Here is a 21,675-nt window from a genome sequence, read left to right as displayed (position 1 = left end):
GCGGGGGCCCGGGGGAGTCGCGGGCCGGGTGCCTCCGCACGCGCGGGTCGCGGGGAGGCACCCGGCCGGGGCCTGAGGAGTCTCGGGACGCCCTCGACGAGGGGTCAGGCGCCGGGAGCAGGGACGGCGACGCTCATCAGCTCGTTGCGGAGGCGCTGCGAGGCGATGCCGTCGGCCTGGTCGATGACCGAGGTGATGTGGTCGACGCCGACCGCCTCGATCTTCGCGATGAGCAGCTCGACGGTGGCCCGGTTGGTCTCCGCCTCCTCCTGCGCGTCCTCCCGGATGGGGAACGTGTCGAAGTAGATGACGCCGTCGTAGTCGTGGCGGAGCAGGTAGTAGAGGAACTCGATCGTCTCGAAGGGGTGGATCGAGCCGATCATGAGCCCGTCGTCGTGGTCGTTGTTGCCGTCGTTGAGGTGGACGCCCCACAGCTTGCCCTCGGCGAGCAGCAGCGCAGCGCCGAAGCCGGGCGCGTCGCCGGCCATCAGCATGTGCGCGAAGTCGAGCGTCGCGCCGACGTTGGGCCGGTCGATCAGCTGGAGGACGTGCAGGGTCTGCCCGACGCTGCGGATGACCGAGTGCACGCGCTCCTCGTAGGGCTTGTACTCGATGCTGATGCGGACGTCGGGGCGGTGGTCGGCGAGCTCCTGGAAGGCCTCGACGATGCGGCCGAGGTCACGCGCGTAGTCCTTCTGGAACGTGTAGTCGAAGCCGTCGTAGCCGAGCCAGACCGTCACGAGGTCGCTGCCGCCGAGGGCCGCGGCGTCGATGCCGGCCTTCGTCAGCTCGATGGCCTCGCGGCGGACCGCCTCGTCGCGGTTGCTGTACTCGCCGTGGACGAAGTCCTTGCGGAAGCGCATGGCGACGCTGTTGAGCGAGAGCCCGAGCTCGTCGAGGAGGGGCTTCATGTCGGCGGGCTCGATGCCGACGAAGTGCTCGGGGTAGTTGAGGTCGACGTGGTCGATGCCCTTCGTCGCGCTGATGCGGCGGAGGGCTGCGGCGGTGTCTCCACCGGCGATGAACGAGTTGAGGCGCGTGGCGAACTTCATGGTGGCGACCGTACGGAGCATGACCGGGATTGTCAAGCAGTGTCATTATTAGTCACGCTCAGCGGCCGGATGAGCGCGTTCGCCGCACCAGCATGCCGATCGTCTTTGACAACCGTCGTCATCGCCGCCTACTGTCGGCCCTGGCGGCGGCACGTCGTCGACACGACGAAGTGGAGGACCGCATGACGGCGCACGCCATCCTGGTGGTCGGCAGCATCAACTACGACCTGATCGTCAGCCAGGAGCGGCTGCCGCGGCGGGGCGAGACGCTCGTCTCCACCGGGTTCCGCGCCGACCCCGGCGGCAAGGGCGCGAACCAGGCCGTCCAGGCAGCCCGCCTCGGCGCCTCCGTCCGCTTCGTCGGCGCCGCGGGGGCGGACCAGCACGGCGAGATCTGCCGCGCCGCCCTCGAGCGCGAGGGCATCGAGTGCCGGCTGCGGTCCACCGGCGCGGCGGCCGGCCTCGGCATCGTGCACGTCGTCGGCGACGGCGAGGTTCACGCGACGATCGTCGAGGGGGCGAACGCCGTCGTGACCGGCGAGTGGGTCGACGAGAACGCCGACCTCGTCGCGTCGTCGGCCGTCGTCGTGCTGCAGAACGAGGTGCCCGCGTCGGCGAACGAGCGGGCGGTGGCGCTCGCCGCGGCCGCGGGCGTCCCGGTCGTCTACAACGCCGCGCCCGCCCGGCCCGTGCCGCTCGAGGTGACCCGCGCCTGCGCCTGGTTCGTCGTCAACGAGGACGAGGCGGCCGAGTACCTCGGGCGCCCCCTCGGCGACGTCGCCGACGACGCGGCGATGCGGGCCGCAGTCGCCGAGCTGGCGGCGTTCTGCGACTCCGTCGTCCTGACCCTCGGCAGTCGCGGCTGCTATGTTCTCGAGGGCCGACGGGTGGAGTTCGTGGGGGCGGTGCCCGCCCACGCGGTCGACACGACCGGCGCCGGCGACTCGTTCATCGGGGCCTTCGCCGTCGCGCTGGCCGACGGGGTCGACCCGTTCTCGGCCGCCCGCACCGCCGCGCTCGTCGCCTCGATCACCGTCGCGGGGATGGGGGCACAGTCCAGCATGCCGACCCGGGAGGACCTCGAGGCGTGAGATCGTTCGCCAGGCACCAGCTGATCCTCGACCGTGTCGCCTCGGGCGACTCGATCCTGATCGACGACCTCGTCACGGCCACGGGGGCGTCGCCCTCGACCGTGCGCCGCGACATCCGCGAGCTGGAGCAGTCCGGGCACGTCGTGAGCCTGCGCGGAGGGGCGATCCGTGCCGAGGAGCGCTCGGCCGAGCTGCCGGCGGCGATGAAGTCGCAGATCAACCGCGACGAGAAGGTCGCGATCGCCCGCGCCGCCGCCGCCATGGTGGTCGAGGGGGAGACGATCTACGTCGACTCGGGCACGTCGCTGACCGAGTTCATGGTGGCTCTGCCGAACATCGACGTGCACGTCATCACCTCGAACACGCAGGTGCTCGGCATGGTGCCCCGGCCCCGGGTGACCGTCACGGCGCTCGGCGGCGACTACCTGCCCGACATCGGCTCGGTCGCCGGCACGATGACCGACCGGCAGCTCGAGGACCTCTACTTCGACCGGGCCTTCATCGGCGTCACCGGCATCGACGCCGAGGCCGGGGTCACCACCTTCGACATCCGCGAGGCCAACAAGAAGCGCCTCGTGCAGGCGCACAGCCGCGAGACCGTCGTGCTCGCCGACAGCAGCAAGTTCGGCGTGGTCTCGCTCTGCCGCTCGTTCGGCCTCGGCGTCTGCACGGTCGTGAGCGACCGCGCCGACCCGGTGCTGGACGCCGCGGCGGCCTTCGTCGTCGCGCCGCGCCTGCGCTGAGCCGCACCAGCGGTGAGCCACGCGAGGGCGCTGGCCGTGCTCCCGGGTGCGCTCCCGCGCGAACGGAGATAGTCTCCTCTTCGTGATGCGGAGAGGTCCTCCGCATCGTGACGCCAGGAGGACGCCGTGCCCGACACGACCACCCGCGGAGCCAGGGCTCCCCGCGCCGACGCGCTCCGCAACCGCGAGCACCTCCTCGCCACCGCCGAGCAGCACTTCGCCGAGCACGGCGTCGGCGGCTCCCTCGACGCGATCGCGAAGCGGGCGGGTGTCGGCGCCGGCACCCTGTACCGCCACTTCCCGACGCGTGAGGCCCTGCTCGCGGCCCTGCTGACGGCCCGCGACGACGCGCTCGTCGCACGCCGCGACTCCCTCAGGGCCGGCCGCGACGACGGCACCGTCGACGCGGGCGACGCCCTGCACGGCTGGCTCGACGCGGTGATCGACTGGGCGGGGGCGTTCGACGGCCTGCCCGGGCCCCTGCGCGCCGCCACGCTCACGAGCGACTCGCCCCTCGCGACGACCTGCCAGGGCTTCGTCACCGTGACCGAGGAGTTCCTCGACGCCGCCCGCCGCGACGGCGCCGCCCGGAGCGACGTGCGCGCCCGCGACCTCTTCCTCGCCGCCCTCGCCACGAGCTGGGTGCGGGGCGCCGCGCTCGCCGACGACGACTCGGCCGACGGGCTCGCAGCGCTCGCCCGCCGGGGGTGGCAGGCACGTCCGGCCGCCGCGGGCGACGACGCCTGACGGCGGCCGCCGGCCCCCAAGACCAAGACCAAGACCACGACCAGGAGGCACCATGACCGACACCACCAGCATCCCCACACCCCTCACCCGCATCGGCGTCATCGGCAGCGGTGACATCGGCAGCGGTCTCGCCCGCCTCGCCGTGGCGGCCGGCCTCGATGTCGTCGTCGCGAACTCGCGCGGGCCGGAGTCGCTCGCGGGCCTCGTCGCGGAGCTCGGCCCCCGCGCCCGCGCCGCCGCTCCCCGCGAGGCGGCGGAGGCCGGCGACCTGGTCGTGCTCGCCGTCCCGCTCGGCGCCTACCCGGCGCTGCCCGTCGACGCCCTCGCCGACCGCGTCGTGCTCTCCACCGGCAACTACTACCCGCACCGCGACGGGCGCATCCCCGAGCTCGACAGCCTCGAGCTCGCCACCGCCGAGCTCGAGCAGCGGCTGCTGCCCGGCGCGCTCGTCGTGAAGGCGTTCAACGGGATCCTCGCCCACCACATCCCGGCGCTCACGGGCTCGACCCCGCGCACGGCGCTCGCCGTCCAGGGCGACGACGCGGCGGCGAAGGCCCGGGTCTCGGAGCTCGTCGACCTGCTCGGCTTCGAGCCGGTCGACGCGGGCTCGCTCGCCGAGTCGTGGCGCACCGAGCCCGAGTCGGGCGCGTACACCCCGATCTACGCGGCCGACGCCGCGGCCCTCGCCGTCGACCACCTCGCCGACCCGGGCGCGCCCGTGACGGCGGAGCGCCTCCGCGAGCTGGTCGCCGCGTCGCACCGCGCGGACGTCGCCGCCCGCCAGTTCTGAGGGCCCCGGGGAGGCGCGGGTCGGCCCGCCGGGGGAGGTCACGCCAGTGCGGCGGGTCCGTGTCGTCCTGGGCGGGTCGGCGCCGACCCGCCCAGGAGGACGGGAACCCGCCGCACCCGCCGGGCGCCCGCGGCCCCGCGCCTCCCGCTAGCGTGGTGCGAGGCCCACCCGCATCTCGACGACGAGGACACGCACGCATGGCTCTCCGACCCCTCCACGACGACTGGACCCTCGAGGCCGTGAGCGGCCCGGTGCCCGCCGAGGTCGTGGGCCGGCGCATCCCGGCCACCGTGCCCGGCGTCGCCCACACCGACCTGCTCGCCGCGGGGATGGTCACCGACCCGTTCGACGGCGACGCCGAGGCCGCTCAGCAGTGGATCGGCGACACCGTCTGGCGCTGGCGGACGACGTTCGAGTGGCACGACGACGGCTCCGACCGCCACGACCTCATCGCCGAGGGGCTCGACACCGTCGCCCGCGTCGAGCTGAACGGCGTCGTCGTCGCCGAGACCGAGAACCAGCACCGCTCGTACCGCGTCGACGTGCGCCACGCGCTGACCGACGGCGACAACCACCTGGTCGTGACGTTCGCCGCGCCCGTGCCCGAGGTGGAGTCGCGGGTCGAGCGCCACGGAGCGCTCCCGCACGTCAACCACCACCCTTTCACGATGCTGCGGAAGTCCGCCAGCAACTTCGGCTGGGACTGGGGCGTCGACGTCGCCACCAGCGGCATCTGGCGACCGATCGGGCTCGACAGCTGGTCGGGCGTGCGCATCGCGTCCGTCCGGCCCCTCGTCGACGTCACCGACGAGGGCGGGGTGCTCGACGCCCACGTCGAGCTCGAGTGGGCGACCCCCGTCGCCCCGGCCGCCAGCACCGCCGCCGCCGAGACCGAGGTGACCGTCCTCGTCGACGGGCACCGCGCCTCCTCGGCGGTCGCCCCCGGCACGACGCAGGTGCGGCTCACGGTCGTCGTTCCCGACGCCGAGCTCTGGTGGCCCCGCGGCCACGGCGCCCAGCCGCTCTACCCCGTCACCGTCACGGTCGGCGGCGGCAGCGAGACCGAGCCGTGGGAGGCGCGGGTCGGCTTCCGCACCGTCGCCCTCGACACGGCCCCCGACGAGCACGGCGCCCCCTTCGTGCTGAGCGTCAACGGCCAGCCGGTGCAGGTGCGGGGCGCGAACTGGATCCCCGACCACGCCTTCCTCACCGAGATGACGCCCGAGCGCTACCGCCTCCGCGTCGCCGACGCGACCGACGCGAACATGAACCTCCTGCGCGTGTGGGGCGGCGGCGTCTACGAGTCGCACGACCTCTACGACGCGTGCGACGAGGCCGGCGTGCTCGTCTGGCAGGACTTCCTCTTCGCCTGCGGCGCCTACGCCGAGGAGCCCTGGCTCGCCGACGAGGTCGAGGCCGAGGCCCGCGAGGCCGTCACCCGCCTCAGCCGCCACTCGAGCCTCGTGATCTGGAACGGGAACAACGAGGCCATCTGGGGCTACGTCGACTGGGACTGGCGTCGCCAGCTCGCCGGCCGCACCTGGGGCGAGGGCTACTACTTCGACCTGCTGCCGCGCGTCGTCGCCGAGCTGGACGGCACCCGGCCGTACTCGCCGGGCAGCCCGTGGTCGTTCGGCGAGTACCTGCACCCGAACGACGCCGCGAACGGCACCATGCACATCTGGGACGTCTGGAACCGCCTCGACTACACGGCCTACCGCGACCACGAGCCGCGCTTCGTCTCCGAGTTCGGCTTCCAGGGGCCGCCCGCCTGGTCGACGCTGACCTCGGTCGTGCACGACGAGCCGCTCGACCCGTACGGCCACGAGATGCTCGTGCACCAGAAGGCCGAGGACGGCAACCTCAAACTAGAGCGGGGCCTCGACGGCCACCTGCCCGCGCCCTCGACGATCGAGGACTGGCACTGGGCGACCCAGCTCAACCAGGCCGCGGCGATCCGCTTCGGCGTCGAGCACTTCCGCTCGCTGGCGCCGCGGAACACCGGCGTCGTCGTCTGGCAGCTGAACGACGACTGGCCCGTCGTGTCGTGGGCGGCGGTCGACTTCGCGGGGCACCGCAAGCCGCTCTGGCACGTGCTCCGGGCCGTCTACGAGGCGCGGCTGGCGACGATCCAGCCCCGCGCCTCCGGCCTGGCCCTGGTGCTGCTCAACGACACCGACGAGGCGTGGAGCGGCACCGCCACGGTCGCCGCCGTCGCGTTCGACGGCGGGCGCCGCGACGAGGTCGCGATGCCGGTCACGGTCGAGGCGCGGGGCAGCACCACGGTCTCGCTGCCGGCCGCGCTCGTCGACGGCCTCGACCCCGCCGCCGAGCTGCTCGTCGCCGACCTGCCCGGCTTCGGCGCCGGCCGCGCCCGGTGGGACGCCGCCGAGGTCGTCGACCAGCAGCTCGACCCCGGTGCGGTGGAGGCGGTGGTCGCCCTCGCCGAGACCGCTCCCGGCGTCGCGCTGGTCACCGTCACCGCCCGCAGCTACGCCCGCGACGTGACCCTGCTCGTCGACCGTGTCGCCCCCGGGGCCGTGGTCGACACGGGCATGGTGACGCTGCTCGCGGGGGAGTCGGCGACGTTCCGGGTGACCGGGGTCGCCGAGTCGGACGCCGAACGGCTCACCGCCGACGACGTCGTGCGGCACGCGGGCGACCTGCAGGGCTGACGCCCGGGCTCGTGGCGCGCGCTACGGGCGACGCAGGACGAAGTTCGTCATCACCTGTGACATGACGAGCCGCTCGTCGGCATCGACCAGCTCGATGCGCGTGCGGAGGATGCCCCGGTCGGGCCGCGAGGCCGACGGCCGCGCCTCGAGCACCGTGAACCGGGCGGTCAGCTGGTCGCCGGGGCGCACCGGGCGGTGCCAGCGCAGCTCGTCGACGCCGGGCGACGACAGGCTCGTCTCGCCGTTCAGCCAGTGGTCGACGAGCAGCCGCATCATGATCGCGGTCGTGTGCCAGCCGCTGGCGATGAGCCCGCCGAACGGGCCGGCGGCGGCCCACTCGGCGTCGACGTGCATCGGCTGCGGGTCGAAGGCGGTCGCGAAGGCGACGATCTCGTCGGCCGTGACCGTGGTGGGGCCGTACTCGGCGTGGAGGCCGGGCGGGTAGTCCTCGAAGTGCCGGTCGGGCAGGGGCGTGGTGAAGGGGTCGAGCACGGAGCCAGTCCACCACGCGCGCGCCTCCCACGCGCGGGCCTCCCGCGCGCGGTCGTCGAGTGGTCACGAACTGCTGCTCCCGGGATGGGGGACGGACAGATCGTGACCACCCGGCCCGCCGCGCCTACCGTCGCGCGACGACCGCCCAGCCGTGGGTGCCGACGACGAGCTCGTCGCCGTCGAGCCCCGCGTCGCGCCCGGCGAGGAACTCGCCCGGCACCGGGTCGGCCACCCGCAGCGGCTCATCGCCGAGCGAGAGGGCGACGACCAGCGCGACGTCGCCCGCGCCCCCGCCCGCACCCGCGTCCCCGCCCGCCCCGGGTCGCAGCTCGAGCACGAGCGACTCGTTCGTCACCGACACCGTCCGCGACCGGGCCGTGTGCAGCCACGGGTGACGCCGGCGCAGCCCGATCATCTGCTGGTGCAGCGCCAGGGCGACGGGGTCGGCGTCGGGCACGAGCGACACGACGTCGTCGCCCGACCAGCGGGGGAAGGCCGGGCGCACCGCGTCGTCGCCGCCGATCCGCTCCTCCTTCACGGCCCGCAGCCCGAGCTCGTCGCCGTAGTAGACCGACGGCACCCCGCCGAGGGTGAAGAGCAGAACGGTCGCGTGCGCGTGGTGACGTTCGTCGTCGACCTGGCTGGCGATGCGGGTGACGTCGTGGTTGCCGACGAAGGTCAGCGGCACGAACGCGTCGAGGAACTCGTCGTGCCGGGTGAGGGCCCACGCCAGCTCGTGCAGGTTGACGCTCTGCAGCGCGTGCCAGACGCCCTGCCAGAGCTCGTACTGGGTGACCGCGTCGAGCCCCGCCTCGCGCACGATCGCGGCGTAGTCGCCGTGCAGCACCTCGCCGACCACCCACACGTCGGGGTGGCGCTCGCGGACGGCGGGCAGCACCGTCGCCCAGAACGAGGTCGGCACCGAGTAGGCGGCGTCGAGGCGCCAGGCGTCGGCGCCGCGGTCGCTCCAGTGCGTCATCACGTCGGTGACGAGGCGTGCCACCTCGGGCGATGAGTGGTCGAGGGCGATCAGCCCGCCGTGCCCCTCGAAGGTCGCCAGGTCGCCCGACCCGTCGCGGCGGAACAGCGCGGCAGCCGGCGACGACGGGTCGGCGCGGGCCTCGACCAGCGGCGGGAACTCGGGGCCGACGTGGTTGAAGACGCCGTCGAGCATCACACGGACGCCCTTCTCGTGCGCCGCGTCGATCAGCGTGACGAGGTCGTCGTCGCCGCCGAGCCGCGGGTCGACGTGCATCCAGTCGATGGTGTCGTAGCCGTGCGTCGACGACGCGAACACGGGCCCGAGCGCGAGCCCGTTGGCGCCGAGCGCGACGAGGTGGTCGAGCCACGGCACGAGGTCGAGGAGGCGCGGTGCCGGCGAGCGGTCCGCCCCGGTCGTGTCGGCCCCCACGAACCCGAGGGGGTACACGTGCCACCACACGACGTGCTCCGTCCAGGCCGGGGCGCCGCTCGACGTGGGGGCCACGCCCGGGCTCGGGGCGTCGGACGGGGCGGGGGCGTCGGGCTGCTGCATGCCCGCCACGGTACCGACGCGGGCGCTGCCGACGCCCAGGCACGCGCCTCCCCGGGGCCCTGGCCGATGCGCGAGCCCCCCTCCCTCGGGGGTCGCCCGCGACCTTGCTGAGGAGAGCTCACAGGTTTATCTTGGTGACCGTAACAACCGGACGACGTCGGGCCCTCACCACGCCCGTGCGGTCGGCGCACCGCGGTCTCACCAGCCGCCTCCCGCGCCCCTCCGTGGCACTCCGTCGACCGGACACGCTGCACCCAAGGATCAGGACACCCCGTCATGCGCACCGCCACGCCCCGTGCTGCCCGCCTCGCCGCCGTCATCGGCGTCCCGCTCGCCCTCGTCGCCTCCGGGCTCGTCGTCTCGAACGCGTCGTACTCGGCGTTCAGCGCGCAGACGAGCAACCCCACGAGCAACTGGACCACCGGCTCGGTGAAGCTCACCGACAACGACGCCGACGTCGCCCTGTTCAGCGCCGTCAACCTCAAGCCCGGCTCGACCGGCACGAACTGCATCACCGTCACCTCGACCGGCAGCCTGCCCTCGACCGTGAAGCTCTACGGCACCGGTGCCGTCAACGTCAGCAGCGACCTCGGCCTCAAGACCACGCTCAAGATCGAGCAGGGCACCGGCACCTGCCAGGCGTTCGTCGCCGCGGGCACGGGCGGCACCGTCTACGACGGCACGCTCGCCGCGTTCCAGACGGCGCGCTCCAGCTACGCGAACGGCGCCGACGCGTGGGTGACGACGGGCAACCCGACGGGGGCCGACGCCACCGCCGAGAACCGCCTGTACAAGTTCACCTACACCGTCGCGTCGGACCTGCTCAACACGTCACAGGGCGTGAACGTCAAGCAGGGCTTCACCTGGGAAGCCCAGAACAACTAGCCAGTCCCCGGGCGACGGCGCGGCTCGTGCCGCGCCGCCGCCCGCCCCGCGTCACGGACCCCACGTCGAGAGGGGAGGCCGCCATGTCGGCGACGGCACAGCACGTCGCGAGCCCGCTGCAGGGCTCGACCCGCGCCTCCTCGCCGACCCTGCCGGTGGCTCGGACCGGCGTCGAGGACTGGTCGCGGATCGTCGTCGCCACGGTCGCCCGCGGCGTGATCGTCGCGCTGCTGGGGCTCGCCTTCTGGGCCGCGGCGCCCGCGGTGCTCGGCTGGCACCCGACGACGGTCGTGACCGGATCGATGGAGCCGCGCATCCGCGTCGGCGACGTCGTCGTCTCGCGCCCCGTACCGATGGACCTCGTCCAGACCGGGCACGTGCTGCTCGCCGACGACCCCGACCAGCCGGGGCACCTGCGCCTGCACCGCTACGCGGAGGCGCTGGCCGGCGGCCTGATGGTGACCAAGGGCGACGCCAACGCCGCCGCCGACTCGACGCCGATCGGGGCGTCGGCGGTGCACGGGGTGGGGTTCCTCCGCGTGCCGTCGATCGGCATGCCCGTCGTCTGGGCCCGCGAGGGCAGGTGGGTGCCGCTCGCGATGGTCGCCCTCGGGGTGCTCGTGCTGCTGGCGCTGACGACGGTCGACCGCGAGCAGCGTCGCATCTGCGCCGAGGCCGAGGCCGCGGCCGCGGCCGGCACCGGGGAGTCGCGGGTCGGCCCGGGCCTGCCCGCCCTCGTCGCCTGGCCGAGCCGGCGGTCGATCCGCCACCGGGCGCGGAGGCTGCGGCGCCTGCGCGCCGCGTCGTCCGCCCTCGCGCTCGCGATGCTCGTCACGGCCCCGCTCGCGACGCTGCCCACCGAGGCGGCGGCGGCGCCGTTCTTCGCCCGGACGGCGACGTCGGCGTCGTTGACGGCGGGGACGGTGGACGCGGCCTCCGCCTTCACCTGCGCCCCGATCGCCGGGGGCGTCCGCATCGGCTGGAGCTACGCGGGCGAGACCCCGTCCACGCTGCGCTTCAGCGTGTCGTCGGGGACGACGACCGCGACGACCACGGCGTCGACGGACCGCGCCGTCGACTTCAAGCCGGGCGGCGTGCTCGTGCTCGGGTCGCAGCAGCTCACGGTCACGACCCAGCTCGTGGGGCAGTGGACGAAGCCCGTCCCGAACGCGGTGCGCATCAGCGTGGTCTCCGTCGTGGGGCTCGGGCTGGTCGTCACCTGCGGCTGACCCGGGGCTCCGGTCTCGGGCTGAGGCCTGGTGCGGCGGGTCGGTGTCCTCCTGGGCGGGTCGGCGCCGACCCGCCCAGGAGGACGGGGACCCGCCGCACCCAGGGCCCGCCCGCGCACCACTTGGCGGCCCTCACGCGGAGCCGCCGCGCAGCCGCGCCGCCGCGGCCTCGGCCGCCGACCGCAGCTCCGGCGGGCCCACCACCGTGAACGGCGCGTCGAAGCGCAGCGCCGCGGCGAGCACCCCCGCCCACGACCACGAGCCGATCGTGAGGCGGCTGCGGTGCTCGCCCCGCGCCTCCAGCAGGCCGTCCGCGACCCAGGGGGCGACCTCGCCGGGCGGCAGCTCGAGGTCGACGACGCCCTCGCAGGGCCAGCGGTCGGCGTCGGCCGAGCCCTTGGCGCGCGCGGCGACGACCGCGGCCGCGTCGGGGCCCGGCAGCGGTCTGCGGGCGAAGGGGGCGCCTCCCGGGCTCCGGGGGTGCACGCGGTCGAGGCGGAAGACGCGCCAGTCGTCGCGGTCGAGGTCCCAGGCGAGCAGGTACCAGCGTCCGCCGCGCAGCACGACGCCGTGCGGCTCGACCCGGCGGGGCGGGGCGGGCAGGTCGCCGGCTGACGGGACGGCCGTCGTGCCGGCCGTCTCGTCGCCCGGCGCCGGGTCGGCCCCGGGCACCGCGACCCGGTCGTAGCGGAAGCGCAGCACCCGGGCGTCGCGCGTCGCGGCGCTGACGACCTCGAGCACGGCCGGGTCGACCGGGTCGACGGGGGGAGGCGCGGTGAAGCGGATCCCGTCGACCCGGTGCCGCAGACGCGACGGCATCACCTGCCGCACCGTCGCGAGCGCGCGCGAGGCGGCCTCGTCGAGGTCGACGCCGCTCGCCGTCACGCCCAGCAGGGCGACCGCGATCGCGACCGCCTGCTCGTCGTCGAAGAGGAGCGGCGGCAGGTCGGTGCCGGGGGCGAGGCGGTAGCCGCCCTCGGGCCCGCGCGTGGCGACGACGGAGTAGCCGAGCTCGCGGAGCCGGTCGACGTCGCGCCGGACGGTGCGCGCGGTGACCCCGAGCCGGTCGGCGAGCAGCGGCCCCGGCCAGTCGCGCCGCGTCTGCAGCAGCGAGAGGAGCGACAGCATCCGCGACGAGTTCCCGACCATGTGCCGAGTCTGCCGTGAGGAGCGGACCGCCGCTGTCCGCATGGTGCGGGACGGTGAGCGTGCGGCAGGTCGCCGCGCACCACCACGACCGGAGGACCCTTCCATGACCGTCACCACGACCACCCACCTGAACTTCCCCGGCACGGCCCGGGCCGCCCTCGACTTCTACGCCTCGGTCTTCGACGGCGAGGTGACCGCGGCCGCCACCTACGGCGACGTCGGCATGCCCCGCGACCTGCCGGGCGCCGACAAGGTCGTCTTCGGCCGGGTCGACGCGGCCGACGGCTTCCGGCTGCTCGCCTACGACGTGCCGGGGCTGGACACGACCGACCCCGCCGCCGTCGCGGGCACCACCCGCCGCGTCGACGGCACGACCGTCACCGACCGCACCTTCTTCCAGTCGCTCCAGGGCGAGACGCTGGAGGAGGTCGAGGCCCTCTGGCAGCGTCTCGCCGAGGGCGCCGACGTGGTCGAGCCCCTCGCCGCGTCGGCCTGGAGCCCCGGCTTCGGCATGCTCACCGACCGCTTCGGGGTGACCTGGGTCGTCGACGTGCAGGCCGCGCACCGCTAGCGTCTGGCGAGCCCGCGAGGCGGCCCGGAGGGGTCTGCGCCGCGGTGTGGCGGGTCGGTGTCCTCCTGGGCGGGTCGGCGCCGACCCGCCCAGGAGGACGGGGACCCGCCGCACCCAGGGCTCGGGCAGCCCAGGAGGACACGGACCCGCCGGGCCCGGGCAGCCCATGAGGACACGGACCCGCCGGACCCGGCCCGCACCCGCCTCAGCTCGCGGGGCTGATCTGCGCGTAGAGCAGCGCGGGGTCGTGGGCCAGCGAGGCCTTGACCATCGCGCTCCAGTCGTCGACGACGACCTCGATCGCTCCGGCGGCGAGGCCGTCGAAGGAGGCGCGGGGCACGTCCGCCGGGTCGATCATGGGGCCGTCGTAGCCGGCCATGATGTCGGTGTCGGCGGCACCGAGGTGGACGCCCTGCACGAGGGTGCCCTGCGCGGCGAGGTCCTGGCGGACGCCGTTCGTCATGTTCCACTCGGCCGCCTTCGCGGCCCCGTAGCCGCCGTTGCCGGGGTACGCGAACCACGACAGTGCGCTGAGCACGTTCACGATCGCCCCGCCGCCGTTCGCGGCGAGGGCCGGCGCGAACTCGCGGATCATGTCGAGCGTGCCCCAGTAGTGCGTGTCCATCTCGCGGCGCAGCTCGGCCAGGTCGCCCGTGACGAGCGGCGTCGAGGTCGCGATGCCCGCGTTGTTGACCAGCAGGGTGACGTCGGTTGCGGCGCGGGCCGCGGCGACGACCGACGCGTGGTCGGTGATGTCGACGGCGAGCACCTCGACGCGGTCGAGGGCGGCCAGCTCGAGGGCCTCGGGGGAGTTGACGCGACGGGCGGTCGCGTAGACCTTCCGGGCCCCGCGGGCGAGCAGCTCGTCGACGAAGCGGCGGCCGATGCCGCGGTTGGCGCCGGTGACGAGGGCGACCTGGTCGGTGATGTCCATGGTGTTCGTTCTTCCTTCTCGGGGCGGCCGGGCGGTGCGTCCGGGCCTGCGCGGCTACGCTAGGACCTCTCGTCGACGTCAAGGGCAAGTCCTGCCCGAGATCGACCACCAGACCCGCGCCGTGCACCCGCCCGACGCCCCACCGGGAGGAGCGCTCGTGCGCATCGGAGACGTCGCTGCCCGCGCCGGGGTCAGCCCCCGCGCCCTGCGCTACTACGAGGAGCAGGGCCTGCTGCCCGCCGCCCGCACCGGCAGCGGCCAGCGCGTCTACGACGAGGCCGCGGTCGAGCGGGTCCAGCTCATCCAGCAGCTCTTCGCCGCCGGCCTGGCGAGCCGCACCATCGTCGAGCTGCTGCCCTGCGTCGACGCGGGCGTCGCCACCCACGAGTCGCTCGCGCTGCTGCGCCGCGAGCGCGACCGCATCACGGCGAGCATCGCCGAGCTCACCGCCGCCCGTGCCGAGCTCGACCGCGTCATCGACGTCTCGCTGCACCCGACGCCCGAGCACTGCCCCGCGCTCCGTGACGGCGGCCCCGCGTCCGTCGCCTCGGCGGCGTGACCACCGCCTCCGCGGAGCCCGGGGGGCACAGCGAGCTTCGGGAGGCGGCCGTGACGGCCGTCGACGGCACCCGCGTCGCGTACGCGGTGCAGGAGGGCGCCGAGCCGACCGTCGTGCTCCTGCACGGCCTCGCCGGCAGCGGCCGCGAGCTGCTGCCGACCGCCCGGGCGCTCGTCGGGCGCCGCGTGGTGCTCGTCGACCAGCGCGGGCACGGCCGCAGCACGCGGCGCCCCGTCGACCTCTCGCGGCGGGCCTTCGTGGCCGACGTCGTCAGCGTCGTCGAGGCGGAGGCCACCGGCCCGGTCGACCTCGTGGGCCAGTCGATGGGCGCCCACACGGCGATGCTCGTCGCGGCGGCACGCCCCGACCTCGTGCGCCGGCTGGTGCTGCTCGAGGGCGACCAGGGCGGAGGGACGCCGGAGTCGCACCGGGCGCTCGGCGACTTCTTCCGGTCGTGGGCGGTCCCGTTCGCCGACCGGGCGGCCGCGCTCGCCGCGCTCGGCGACGGGCCGCTCGAGCGGGCCTGGGTCGACGACCTCGAGGAGGGGCGCGACGGGCTGCGCCCCCGCTTCGACGCCGACGTGCTCCAGGCCACGATCGAGGCGGTCGGGGTGCCGCGCTGGGCGGAGTGGGAGAGCGTCACGGCGCCCACGCTCGTCGTGTGGGCGGAGGGCGGCATGTTCACCGCCGAGCAGCAGGGCGCCTTCGTCGCCCACGGCCGGGCCGTGACCAGGGTCGATCTCGTCGGGGGCTCGCACGACGCGCACCTCGACGCTCACGACGCCTGGATCGCGGCGCTCGCCCCCTTCGTCGCACCCTGAGCCGGGGCGCGTCGCGCCCCGCGCCTCCTCGGCGTCCCTGCTGTGCGCGCCGAGGTGACTCCATCTGGGGCCTGCCGAGCCGGGAGGGCCCAGGACGGGGCACCTCGATGACGAGGCGACGAGGGCGGCTCAGCCCACGGCCTCGCTCGCGACGGCGTCGAGCGCCTCGGTGATGCCGTCGAGCTGGGGCAGCGCCCCCGCGATGGTCTCGTCGGTGCCGGTGGTCGACAGCACGTACCAGTAGGCCTCGTCGAGCGCGGAGGCGATCTGGGTGCCCTGCTCGGTGAGCTGCAGGTGGAGGCTGCGCCGGTCGCCCGGGTGGGCCACCCGGGCCACACGGCCGGACGCCTCGAGGCGGTCGACGACGGCGGTCACCGTGCCGGTGCTGAGCACGAGCTCCTTCGCGAGGGCGCCGGGGGTGATGCCGGGGTTCTCGCTCACGACGAGCAGGGCGGAGAGGTCGGTCGGGGCCATGCCGACCACCTTCGCGGCGTGCACCCGGTAGCGACGGTGCGCCTCGTCGAGCCGCCGGAGCGTCGCTGCGAGCTTCTTGATCGAGTCGGGGTGGTTGGCGGGGGTCGGCGGCAGGAGGTCGTCGGTCACGGTCGTCTCCCTGCTCGCGCCCTCCGTCGGCGCGTCGGCCACCAGTGGACCACAGACCGGCCGTCGGGGCGAGTCGCCCTGCCGAGGGTGCGCCGAGAGGACAGCTCGTGCCGTGACACCCTAGCGGGGGATGCCCGTTGTGGGGCATGTGGGGGACCCCTCCCTGTCAATAACCTGAGCCCGACCGCAGGGCGCCCGACACCCCTGCGACCCGACCGTGCAGCCCGCCCCCCCCGACAGCACCACCTGCGCGACCGGACCGGCTCCCTCCCACCCGCTCCGCGCCTCCTGACCCGCGCCCACCCCACCCGAAGGCCCCCACCATGCCCTCCTCCCTGTCTGCCCGCTCGCTCGGGCGCCGCACCGTCGCCGTCGGGCTCACCGCCCTGCTCGCGGCGGGCGTCCTCACCACCGTCACGCCGGCGGCCCCGGCGCTCGCCGCCAGCCCGCTCGCCTGCGACCAGAACACCGTGTACTCGATCACGAGCACCGGCCAGGTCCGCTCGGTCGACCTGGCCACGGGCACCGTCGCCTCGGTCGCGACGCTCACCGGCGCGACGAACGGCCTCGGCATCGGCGCGGGCGGGCTCCGCGCCTACGCCACGGGCGTCTCGAACGGCGTGCCGCAGATCATCACCTACGACCGCGAGGGCGAGACCTCGACGCCGACCACCCGGCCGGAGGCGGCGAACCTCAACATCATCCGCGGCGGCGTGAACCCGCAGAGCGGCAGCTACTACTACGCGGCCGCCCAGGCGCAGCCGCAGCTCAGCGCCTACGTGCCGCCGAAGCCCCCCGAGCCCGGCGTCGCCCTCGGCCGCGTCGGCACCATCGGCATCACGGGCAACACCACCGTGGGCAACGGCGACCTCGCCTTCAGCCGCAGCGGCACGATGTTCGTCGTCTCCAACGCGCTCGTGCAGCGCGCCGACGTGCCCGTGCCGACGACCTCGGGCGACACCCCCATCCCGACCACGAACATCGCGACCCTCGGCGGCACCAACGCGGCCTACAACGGCATCGCGTTCTCGCACGACGGCACGCTGTTCCTCTCCCGCAGCACCGGCACGGCCCAGGCCCCGCAGACGACGCTGACCGAGGTCGACCCGGCCTCCGGCGCGACGATCAAGGAGACGGTGCTGCCCGGCTTCGCGACCGTCGACCTCGCGACCTGCAACTACCCCAACACCACCTCGGCCAGCACGACCATCGTCGACCGCGCCAAGCCCTCCGACCAGTTCGGCGTCACGCTCACCGGCGGCGGCATCCCCGCCGGCAGCCCCAGCGCGACCGCGACGACGGCGCCCGGCTCCGACACCGCCACGGCGGGCCCGATCCTCGCGGTCGGCGGCACGCAGTACACGGTCGAGCAGAAGCCCGGCAACTCGACGACGCTCCCCGCCGACTACGCCACGAGCTACACCTGCGCCGACGGCAGCACGGTCGTCTCGGAGGGCACGGGCACCAAGGCCACGTACACCCAGCCGACGTCGAAGAGCGAGGCCTCCTCCGAGGTCACCTGCTCCTTCGTCAACGTGCTCGCGGCCGCGGCGAAGGACGACGCCGAGGAGGCCGTCTCCGGAGTCGCCACCACCTTCACCGACCTGCGCGCGAACGACGCGGGCACCGGCCTGAAGATCACCGGCGTCACCCAGGGCAGCGCCCGCGGCGTCGTCGAGCTGCGCGCCGACGGCACCGTCGGCTACACCGCCGACCGCGGCTTCTCGGGCACCGAGACCTTCACCTACACGGTCACCGACGCGAGCGGCGCCTCCTCCACGGCGACCGTCACCGTCACCGTGGCCCCGCACGCCGTCGACGACGACGCCACCGTGCCCGCGCAGCCGAGCGGCAGCTCAACGACGATCCCGGCCACCACCCTGCTCGGCAACGACGCCGGCTCGGGCCTCACGATCGTCGACGCCACGGTCGTCTCCGGCGGCGGCAGCGTCACCGTCGCCCCGGGCGGCGACCTCGTCTACTCGCCCGAGCCCGGCACCTCCGGCCCCGCGAGCATCACCTACACGGTCGCCGACGCCGCCGGCGTGCGCTCGACCGCCACGGTCTCGCTGACGGTCGCCCCGACCCCCGGCGACGACGCCCGCAGTGCCCCGGCCGGCCAGACCACCACCTTCACCGACCTGCTCAGCAACGACCTCGGCACGGGCCTCACGGTCGTCGGCGCGAAGGTCGTCTCCGGCGGCGGGGAGGTCTCCGTCGACCGCGACGGGGGCGTCGTGCTCGACCCGGCCACCGCCTCCTCGGGGGGCACGATCGTGGTGACGTACACCGTCCGCGACGCCTCGGGCACCGAGCGCACCGCGACGCTGACCGTCACGGTCGACCCGGCCGCCGCCGCCGACGCGAAGACCGTCGTCGCGGGCACGCCGACCACCTTCACCGACCTCGCCGGCAACGACGTGGGCACCGACGTGACCGTCACCGGCGTGAGCCAGGGCTCGGCCGGCGGGAAGGTCGAGCTGGGCCGCGACGGCTCGGTCACCTACACGAGCCGCGACGACTTCTCGGGCACCGAGACCTTCACCTACACGGCGAAGGACGCCTCGGGCCGCACCTCGACCGCGACCGTCACGGTCACCGTCACGCCCCAGGCCCGCGACGACCGCGCGACGGCGACGCCGGGCGAGTCGACGACGCTGCGCGACCTCCGGGCGAACGACCTCGGTCGCGGCCTCACCGTCACCGCCGTCACGGCGGGCAGTGCAGGAGGCGCGGTGCGCCTCGAGCAGGACGGCACCGTCACGTACACCCCCGCCGCCCGCTTCAGCGGGGCCGAGACCTTCGGCTACACGGTCACCGACGCCGCGGGGCGCACGAGCTCCGCGACCGTGACGATGACCGTCGCGCCGACCGCCGTCGACGACGCCCGCAGCGTCCCGACCGGGGCCGCCACGACGCTCGCCGACCTGCTCGCGAACGACCGCGGCAGCGACCTGACCGTCACCGCCGTCACCGCCAGCACGGGCGGCCGGGTCGACGTGGCCCTCGACGCCTCGGGCGCCGTCGTCGTGACCCCCGCCGTCGGCTTCTCGGGCACCGAGCAGTTCGACTACACCGTCACCGACGTCGACGGGCAGGAGAGCACCGCGACCGTCACCCTGACGGTCACGCCCCGCGCCGCGCCCGACGCCTACGAGGTGCCGGCCGAGACCGCGACGACCCTCGTCGACGTCACGGCCAACGACCGCGGCCAGCGCCTCGTCGTGACCTCCGTCACCGCGGGCGACCAGGGCGGCACGACCTCCGTCGACCAGCGCGGCCGCGTCACCCACACCGGTGCGCCCGGCTTCTCGGGGACCGAGACCTTCGGGTACACGGCGACCGACGCCTCCGGCCAGGTCGTCTCGTCGGTCGTCACCATGACGATCCGCCCGACCGCCGCCGACGACGCCCGCAGCACGCCGGCCGACACGGCGCTGTCGCTCACCGACCTCGTCGCCGACGACCACGGGAAGGCCCTCGTCGTCACCGCCGTCGGGTCGACCACCGCGGGAGGCGCGGCGTCGGTCGACCGGGCCGGCCAGGTCACGTACGTGCCCGCCGCCGGCTTCTCGGGCACCGACTCCTTCGGGTACACCGCGACCGACGCGGCCGGCCGCACGGCCGACGCCGTCGTCACCGTCACCGTCGTGCCGACCGCCGTCGCCGACGTGCGGAGCACCCCCGCCGACACGGCCCTGACCATCGCCGACCTCCTGGCGAACGACCACGGGAAGGCCCTGCGCATCCAGTCCGTCACCGCCGGCGACCAGGGCGGAACCACGCGCCTCGGCACCGACGGCCGGGTCGTCTACACGCCGGCCGTCGGCTTCTCGGGCGTCGAGACCTTCGGCTACACGGTCGTCGACGCGGCCGGGCAGACCAGCAGCACGACCGTCTCGGTCACCGTCACGCCGACCGCGTCGCCCGACGCGCGCCGCACCGTCTCGGGCCAGCAGACCGTGTTCAGCCTGATGGCCGACGTCCGCGGCCGTGGCCTGCGACTGCTCTCGGTCTCGGCCCCGGCGCACGGCACCGCCATGTCGACGACCGACGGCTGGGTCACCTACGTGCCCGACGCCGGGTTCTCGGGCGTCGACACGTTCAGCTACCGCGTGGCCGACGACTCGGGCCAGGAGCGTGAGTCGACCGTCACCGTCACCGTCTCGCCCGTCGCGACGGTCGACTCCGCCAGCACCCCCGCCGGCACCCCGCTCGTGCTGCGCGCCGCCCAGCTGACCGGCAACGACCGGGGCTCGCGCCTCGCCGTGACCCGGGTCGGCACGCCCTCGTCGGGCACGGCGACGCTGCTGCCCGACGGCTCGGTGCGCTTCGTGCCGGCCCCCGGCACCTCGGGCGCCGCGACCTTCGACTACACGGTGACCGACGCCGACGGCCTGACCGCCGACTCCGTCGTGACCGTGCTCGTCGGCCCCACCGCGACGCCCGACGCTGCGACGGTCGCCGCCGGCGGACGCCTCGAGGTCGCCGCCGCCCAGGGCGTGCTCGCGAACGACGCCGGCACCGGCCTCACCGCCCGCGTCGACGTCGAGCCGGGCCACGGCACGGTGGCCCTCGCCGCCGACGGGTCGTACACGTACGAGCCCGCCGACGGGTTCTCGGGCACCGACACCTTCACCTACACGGCCACCGACGACCGCGGCAGCGTCACCACCGGGCTCGTGACCGTCACCGTCACGCCGACCGCGGCCCCCGACCGGGCGCACGTCGCCGCGGGCACGACGCTCACGGTCGCCGCGCCCGCGGTGCTCGGCAACGACCTCGGCCGCGACCGGGTCGTCGTCGGCCACGCCGCCGCGGCCCACGGCACCCTGTCGATCGGCTCGGACGGCGCCGTCGTCTACACGCCGGCCCCGGGCTGGTCGGGCAGCGACGAGGTGACCTACGACGTCGTCGACGCCGAGGGGCTGCCGGCGAGCAGCACGCTCACGATCGTGACCGACCCGGTCGCCGTCGACGACGCGGCGAGCACGGTCGCGGGCCGGGCCCTGCGCGTCCCGGCCGACGCGGGCCTGCTGGCGAACGACCTCGGCACCGGCCTGGTCGCGTCGATCGCGACGCAGCCGGCGCACGGCACCGCCACGGTCGCGGCCGACGGCTCGTGGACCTACAAGCCCGCCGAGGGCTTCACCGGCACCGACTCGTTCACCTACCTCGTGACCTCGGTCGACGGAGCCACGAGCACGGCGACGGTCACCATCGCCGTGCGCAGCGCCGCGGTCGCCGCCGACGACACGCAGCTCGCGACGCCGGGCCGCCCGGTCACGATCGACCCGCTCGCCAACGACCTCGCGAGCGGCGGCCAGACCCTCGACCGCGGCACGCTCGTGCTCGTCGACCCGGCCACCGGCGTCGCGGCCAGCACGGTCACCGTGCCCGGCCAGGGCACCTGGACGGTCGGCGCCGACGGCGTCCGCTTCACCCCCGTCGACGGCTTCACCGGCGTCGCGTCGATCGCGTACCGGGTCGCCGACACCTCGGCCGAGACCCTCGAGGGCCTGATCACGCTGCGCTTCCCGGCGATCCTCGGCCTGGCGTTCACCGGGGCGGGCCACGTGGCCGCCGACCTCGGCGTCGCGCTGCTCGTGATGCTCGCCGGGCTCGGGCTGGTGCTGTTCGGCCGTCGTCGCCGGCCGGTGACGGGGCCGGTGCGCGGGCTCCGGTAGGCGGGGTTCGCCGCTGCGGGAGGTGCGGTGCAGGGAGGCGCGGTGTGCGGTCGACGCGCACCGCGCCTCCGTCGTCCGGCCTGCCGCGCGGCTCCCTCCGTCGTGCGACGGGC

The 21,675-nt window shown here is 75.0% G+C and carries 17 protein-coding genes; 11 read left to right on the top strand and 6 right to left on the bottom strand.

Annotation, left to right across the window (positions count from 1 at the left end; all coding sequences use genetic code 11):
• Positions 1-104 precede the first annotated feature (104 nt).
• On the bottom strand, positions 105-1,073 hold the full coding sequence (locus F1C15_RS08295) for a sugar phosphate isomerase/epimerase (protein ID WP_197981569.1): 969 nt from the start codon (positions 1,071-1,073) through the stop codon (positions 105-107).
• A gap of 161 nt (positions 1,074-1,234) precedes the next feature.
• Between F1C15_RS08295 and F1C15_RS08290 the strand changes: the two genes are divergently transcribed.
• The 5 genes from F1C15_RS08290 (at position 1,235) to F1C15_RS08270 (ending at position 7,098) form a co-directional block, all read left to right on the top strand.
• Positions 1,235-2,143 (top strand): ribokinase, encoded by a 909-nt coding sequence (locus F1C15_RS08290; RefSeq protein WP_185230567.1) that lies wholly within the window; start codon positions 1,235-1,237, stop codon positions 2,141-2,143.
• A complete protein-coding gene (locus F1C15_RS08285) occupies positions 2,140-2,886 on the top strand; it encodes a DeoR/GlpR family DNA-binding transcription regulator (RefSeq protein WP_056057779.1) in 747 nt (248 codons plus the stop codon). The genes F1C15_RS08290 and F1C15_RS08285 overlap by 4 nt, the downstream gene beginning before the upstream one ends.
• A gap of 126 nt (positions 2,887-3,012) precedes the next feature.
• Positions 3,013-3,633 carry a TetR/AcrR family transcriptional regulator gene (locus F1C15_RS08280; RefSeq protein ID WP_185230565.1) on the top strand — a complete coding sequence of 207 codons (621 nt, stop codon included), beginning with the start codon at positions 3,013-3,015 and terminating at the stop codon, positions 3,631-3,633.
• 52 nt (positions 3,634-3,685) lie between these two features.
• On the top strand, positions 3,686-4,423 hold the full coding sequence (locus F1C15_RS08275) for an NADPH-dependent F420 reductase (protein WP_185230563.1): 738 nt from the start codon (positions 3,686-3,688) through the stop codon (positions 4,421-4,423).
• A 197-nt stretch (positions 4,424-4,620) separates the two neighbouring features.
• Positions 4,621-7,098, top strand: coding sequence for a glycoside hydrolase family 2 protein (locus F1C15_RS08270; protein WP_185230561.1), 2,478 nt, complete (start codon positions 4,621-4,623; stop codon positions 7,096-7,098).
• 21 nt (positions 7,099-7,119) lie between these two features.
• On the opposite strand, the gene F1C15_RS08265 is transcribed toward F1C15_RS08270, so the two are convergent.
• The gene (locus F1C15_RS08265; RefSeq protein ID WP_185230559.1) at positions 7,120-7,590 is read right to left on the bottom strand and encodes a MaoC family dehydratase; all 471 of its coding nucleotides are present in this window, start codon (positions 7,588-7,590) and stop codon (positions 7,120-7,122) included.
• Between the two features lie 124 nt (positions 7,591-7,714).
• Positions 7,715-9,124, bottom strand: coding sequence for an alpha-amylase family glycosyl hydrolase (locus tag F1C15_RS08260; RefSeq protein ID WP_185230557.1), 1,410 nt, complete (start codon positions 9,122-9,124; stop codon positions 7,715-7,717).
• A 276-nt stretch (positions 9,125-9,400) separates the two neighbouring features.
• Here F1C15_RS08260 and F1C15_RS08255 point away from each other — a divergent pair, with 276 nt between their 5' ends.
• Entirely contained in the window at positions 9,401-10,009 is a 609-nt protein-coding gene (locus F1C15_RS08255; protein WP_185230555.1) for a hypothetical protein, read from the top strand.
• An 83-nt stretch (positions 10,010-10,092) separates the two neighbouring features.
• The gene (locus tag F1C15_RS08250; protein WP_185230553.1) at positions 10,093-11,238 is read left to right on the top strand and encodes a hypothetical protein; all 1,146 of its coding nucleotides are present in this window, start codon (positions 10,093-10,095) and stop codon (positions 11,236-11,238) included.
• Positions 11,239-11,370: 132 nt separating this feature from the next.
• On the opposite strand, the gene F1C15_RS08245 is transcribed toward F1C15_RS08250, so the two are convergent.
• Positions 11,371-12,387 (bottom strand): YafY family protein, encoded by a 1,017-nt coding sequence (locus F1C15_RS08245; RefSeq protein ID WP_185230551.1) that lies wholly within the window; start codon positions 12,385-12,387, stop codon positions 11,371-11,373.
• Positions 12,388-12,490: 103 nt separating this feature from the next.
• Between F1C15_RS08245 and F1C15_RS08240 the strand changes: the two genes are divergently transcribed.
• Positions 12,491-12,958, top strand: a complete 468-nt coding sequence (locus tag F1C15_RS08240) for a VOC family protein (RefSeq protein ID WP_185230549.1) — start codon at positions 12,491-12,493, stop codon at positions 12,956-12,958.
• A 205-nt stretch (positions 12,959-13,163) separates the two neighbouring features.
• Here the strand turns inward: F1C15_RS08240 and F1C15_RS08235 are convergent, their stop codons facing one another.
• A complete protein-coding gene (locus F1C15_RS08235; protein ID WP_185230547.1) occupies positions 13,164-13,892 on the bottom strand; it encodes an SDR family oxidoreductase in 729 nt (242 codons plus the stop codon).
• 157 nt (positions 13,893-14,049) lie between these two features.
• On the opposite strand from F1C15_RS08235, the gene F1C15_RS08230 reads away from it, so the two are divergent.
• Positions 14,050-14,451 (top strand): MerR family transcriptional regulator, encoded by a 402-nt coding sequence (locus tag F1C15_RS08230; RefSeq protein WP_056057755.1) that lies wholly within the window; start codon positions 14,050-14,052, stop codon positions 14,449-14,451.
• A complete protein-coding gene (locus F1C15_RS08225; RefSeq protein WP_255465089.1) occupies positions 14,448-15,272 on the top strand; it encodes an alpha/beta fold hydrolase in 825 nt (274 codons plus the stop codon). Before F1C15_RS08230 ends, F1C15_RS08225 begins: the two co-directional genes overlap by 4 nt.
• A 129-nt stretch (positions 15,273-15,401) precedes the next feature.
• Here F1C15_RS08225 and F1C15_RS08220 read toward each other — a convergent pair whose 3' ends face one another.
• Complete coding sequence (locus F1C15_RS08220; RefSeq protein ID WP_156370141.1) at positions 15,402-15,875, bottom strand: MarR family winged helix-turn-helix transcriptional regulator; 474 nt, start codon at positions 15,873-15,875, stop codon at positions 15,402-15,404.
• Between the two features lie 323 nt (positions 15,876-16,198).
• Between F1C15_RS08220 and F1C15_RS08215 the strand changes: the two genes are divergently transcribed.
• The gene (locus F1C15_RS08215; RefSeq protein ID WP_185230545.1) at positions 16,199-21,562 is read left to right on the top strand and encodes an S-layer family protein; all 5,364 of its coding nucleotides are present in this window, start codon (positions 16,199-16,201) and stop codon (positions 21,560-21,562) included.
• Positions 21,563-21,675 lie beyond the last annotated feature (113 nt).

The sequence above is a fragment of the Frigoribacterium sp. NBH87 genome (assembly GCF_014217665.1).
GTDB lineage: Bacteria > Actinomycetota > Actinomycetes > Actinomycetales > Microbacteriaceae > Frigoribacterium > Frigoribacterium endophyticum.
Note: the sequence above shows the minus strand (reverse complement) of the source record. Positions and strands in the feature narration are given on the sequence as shown.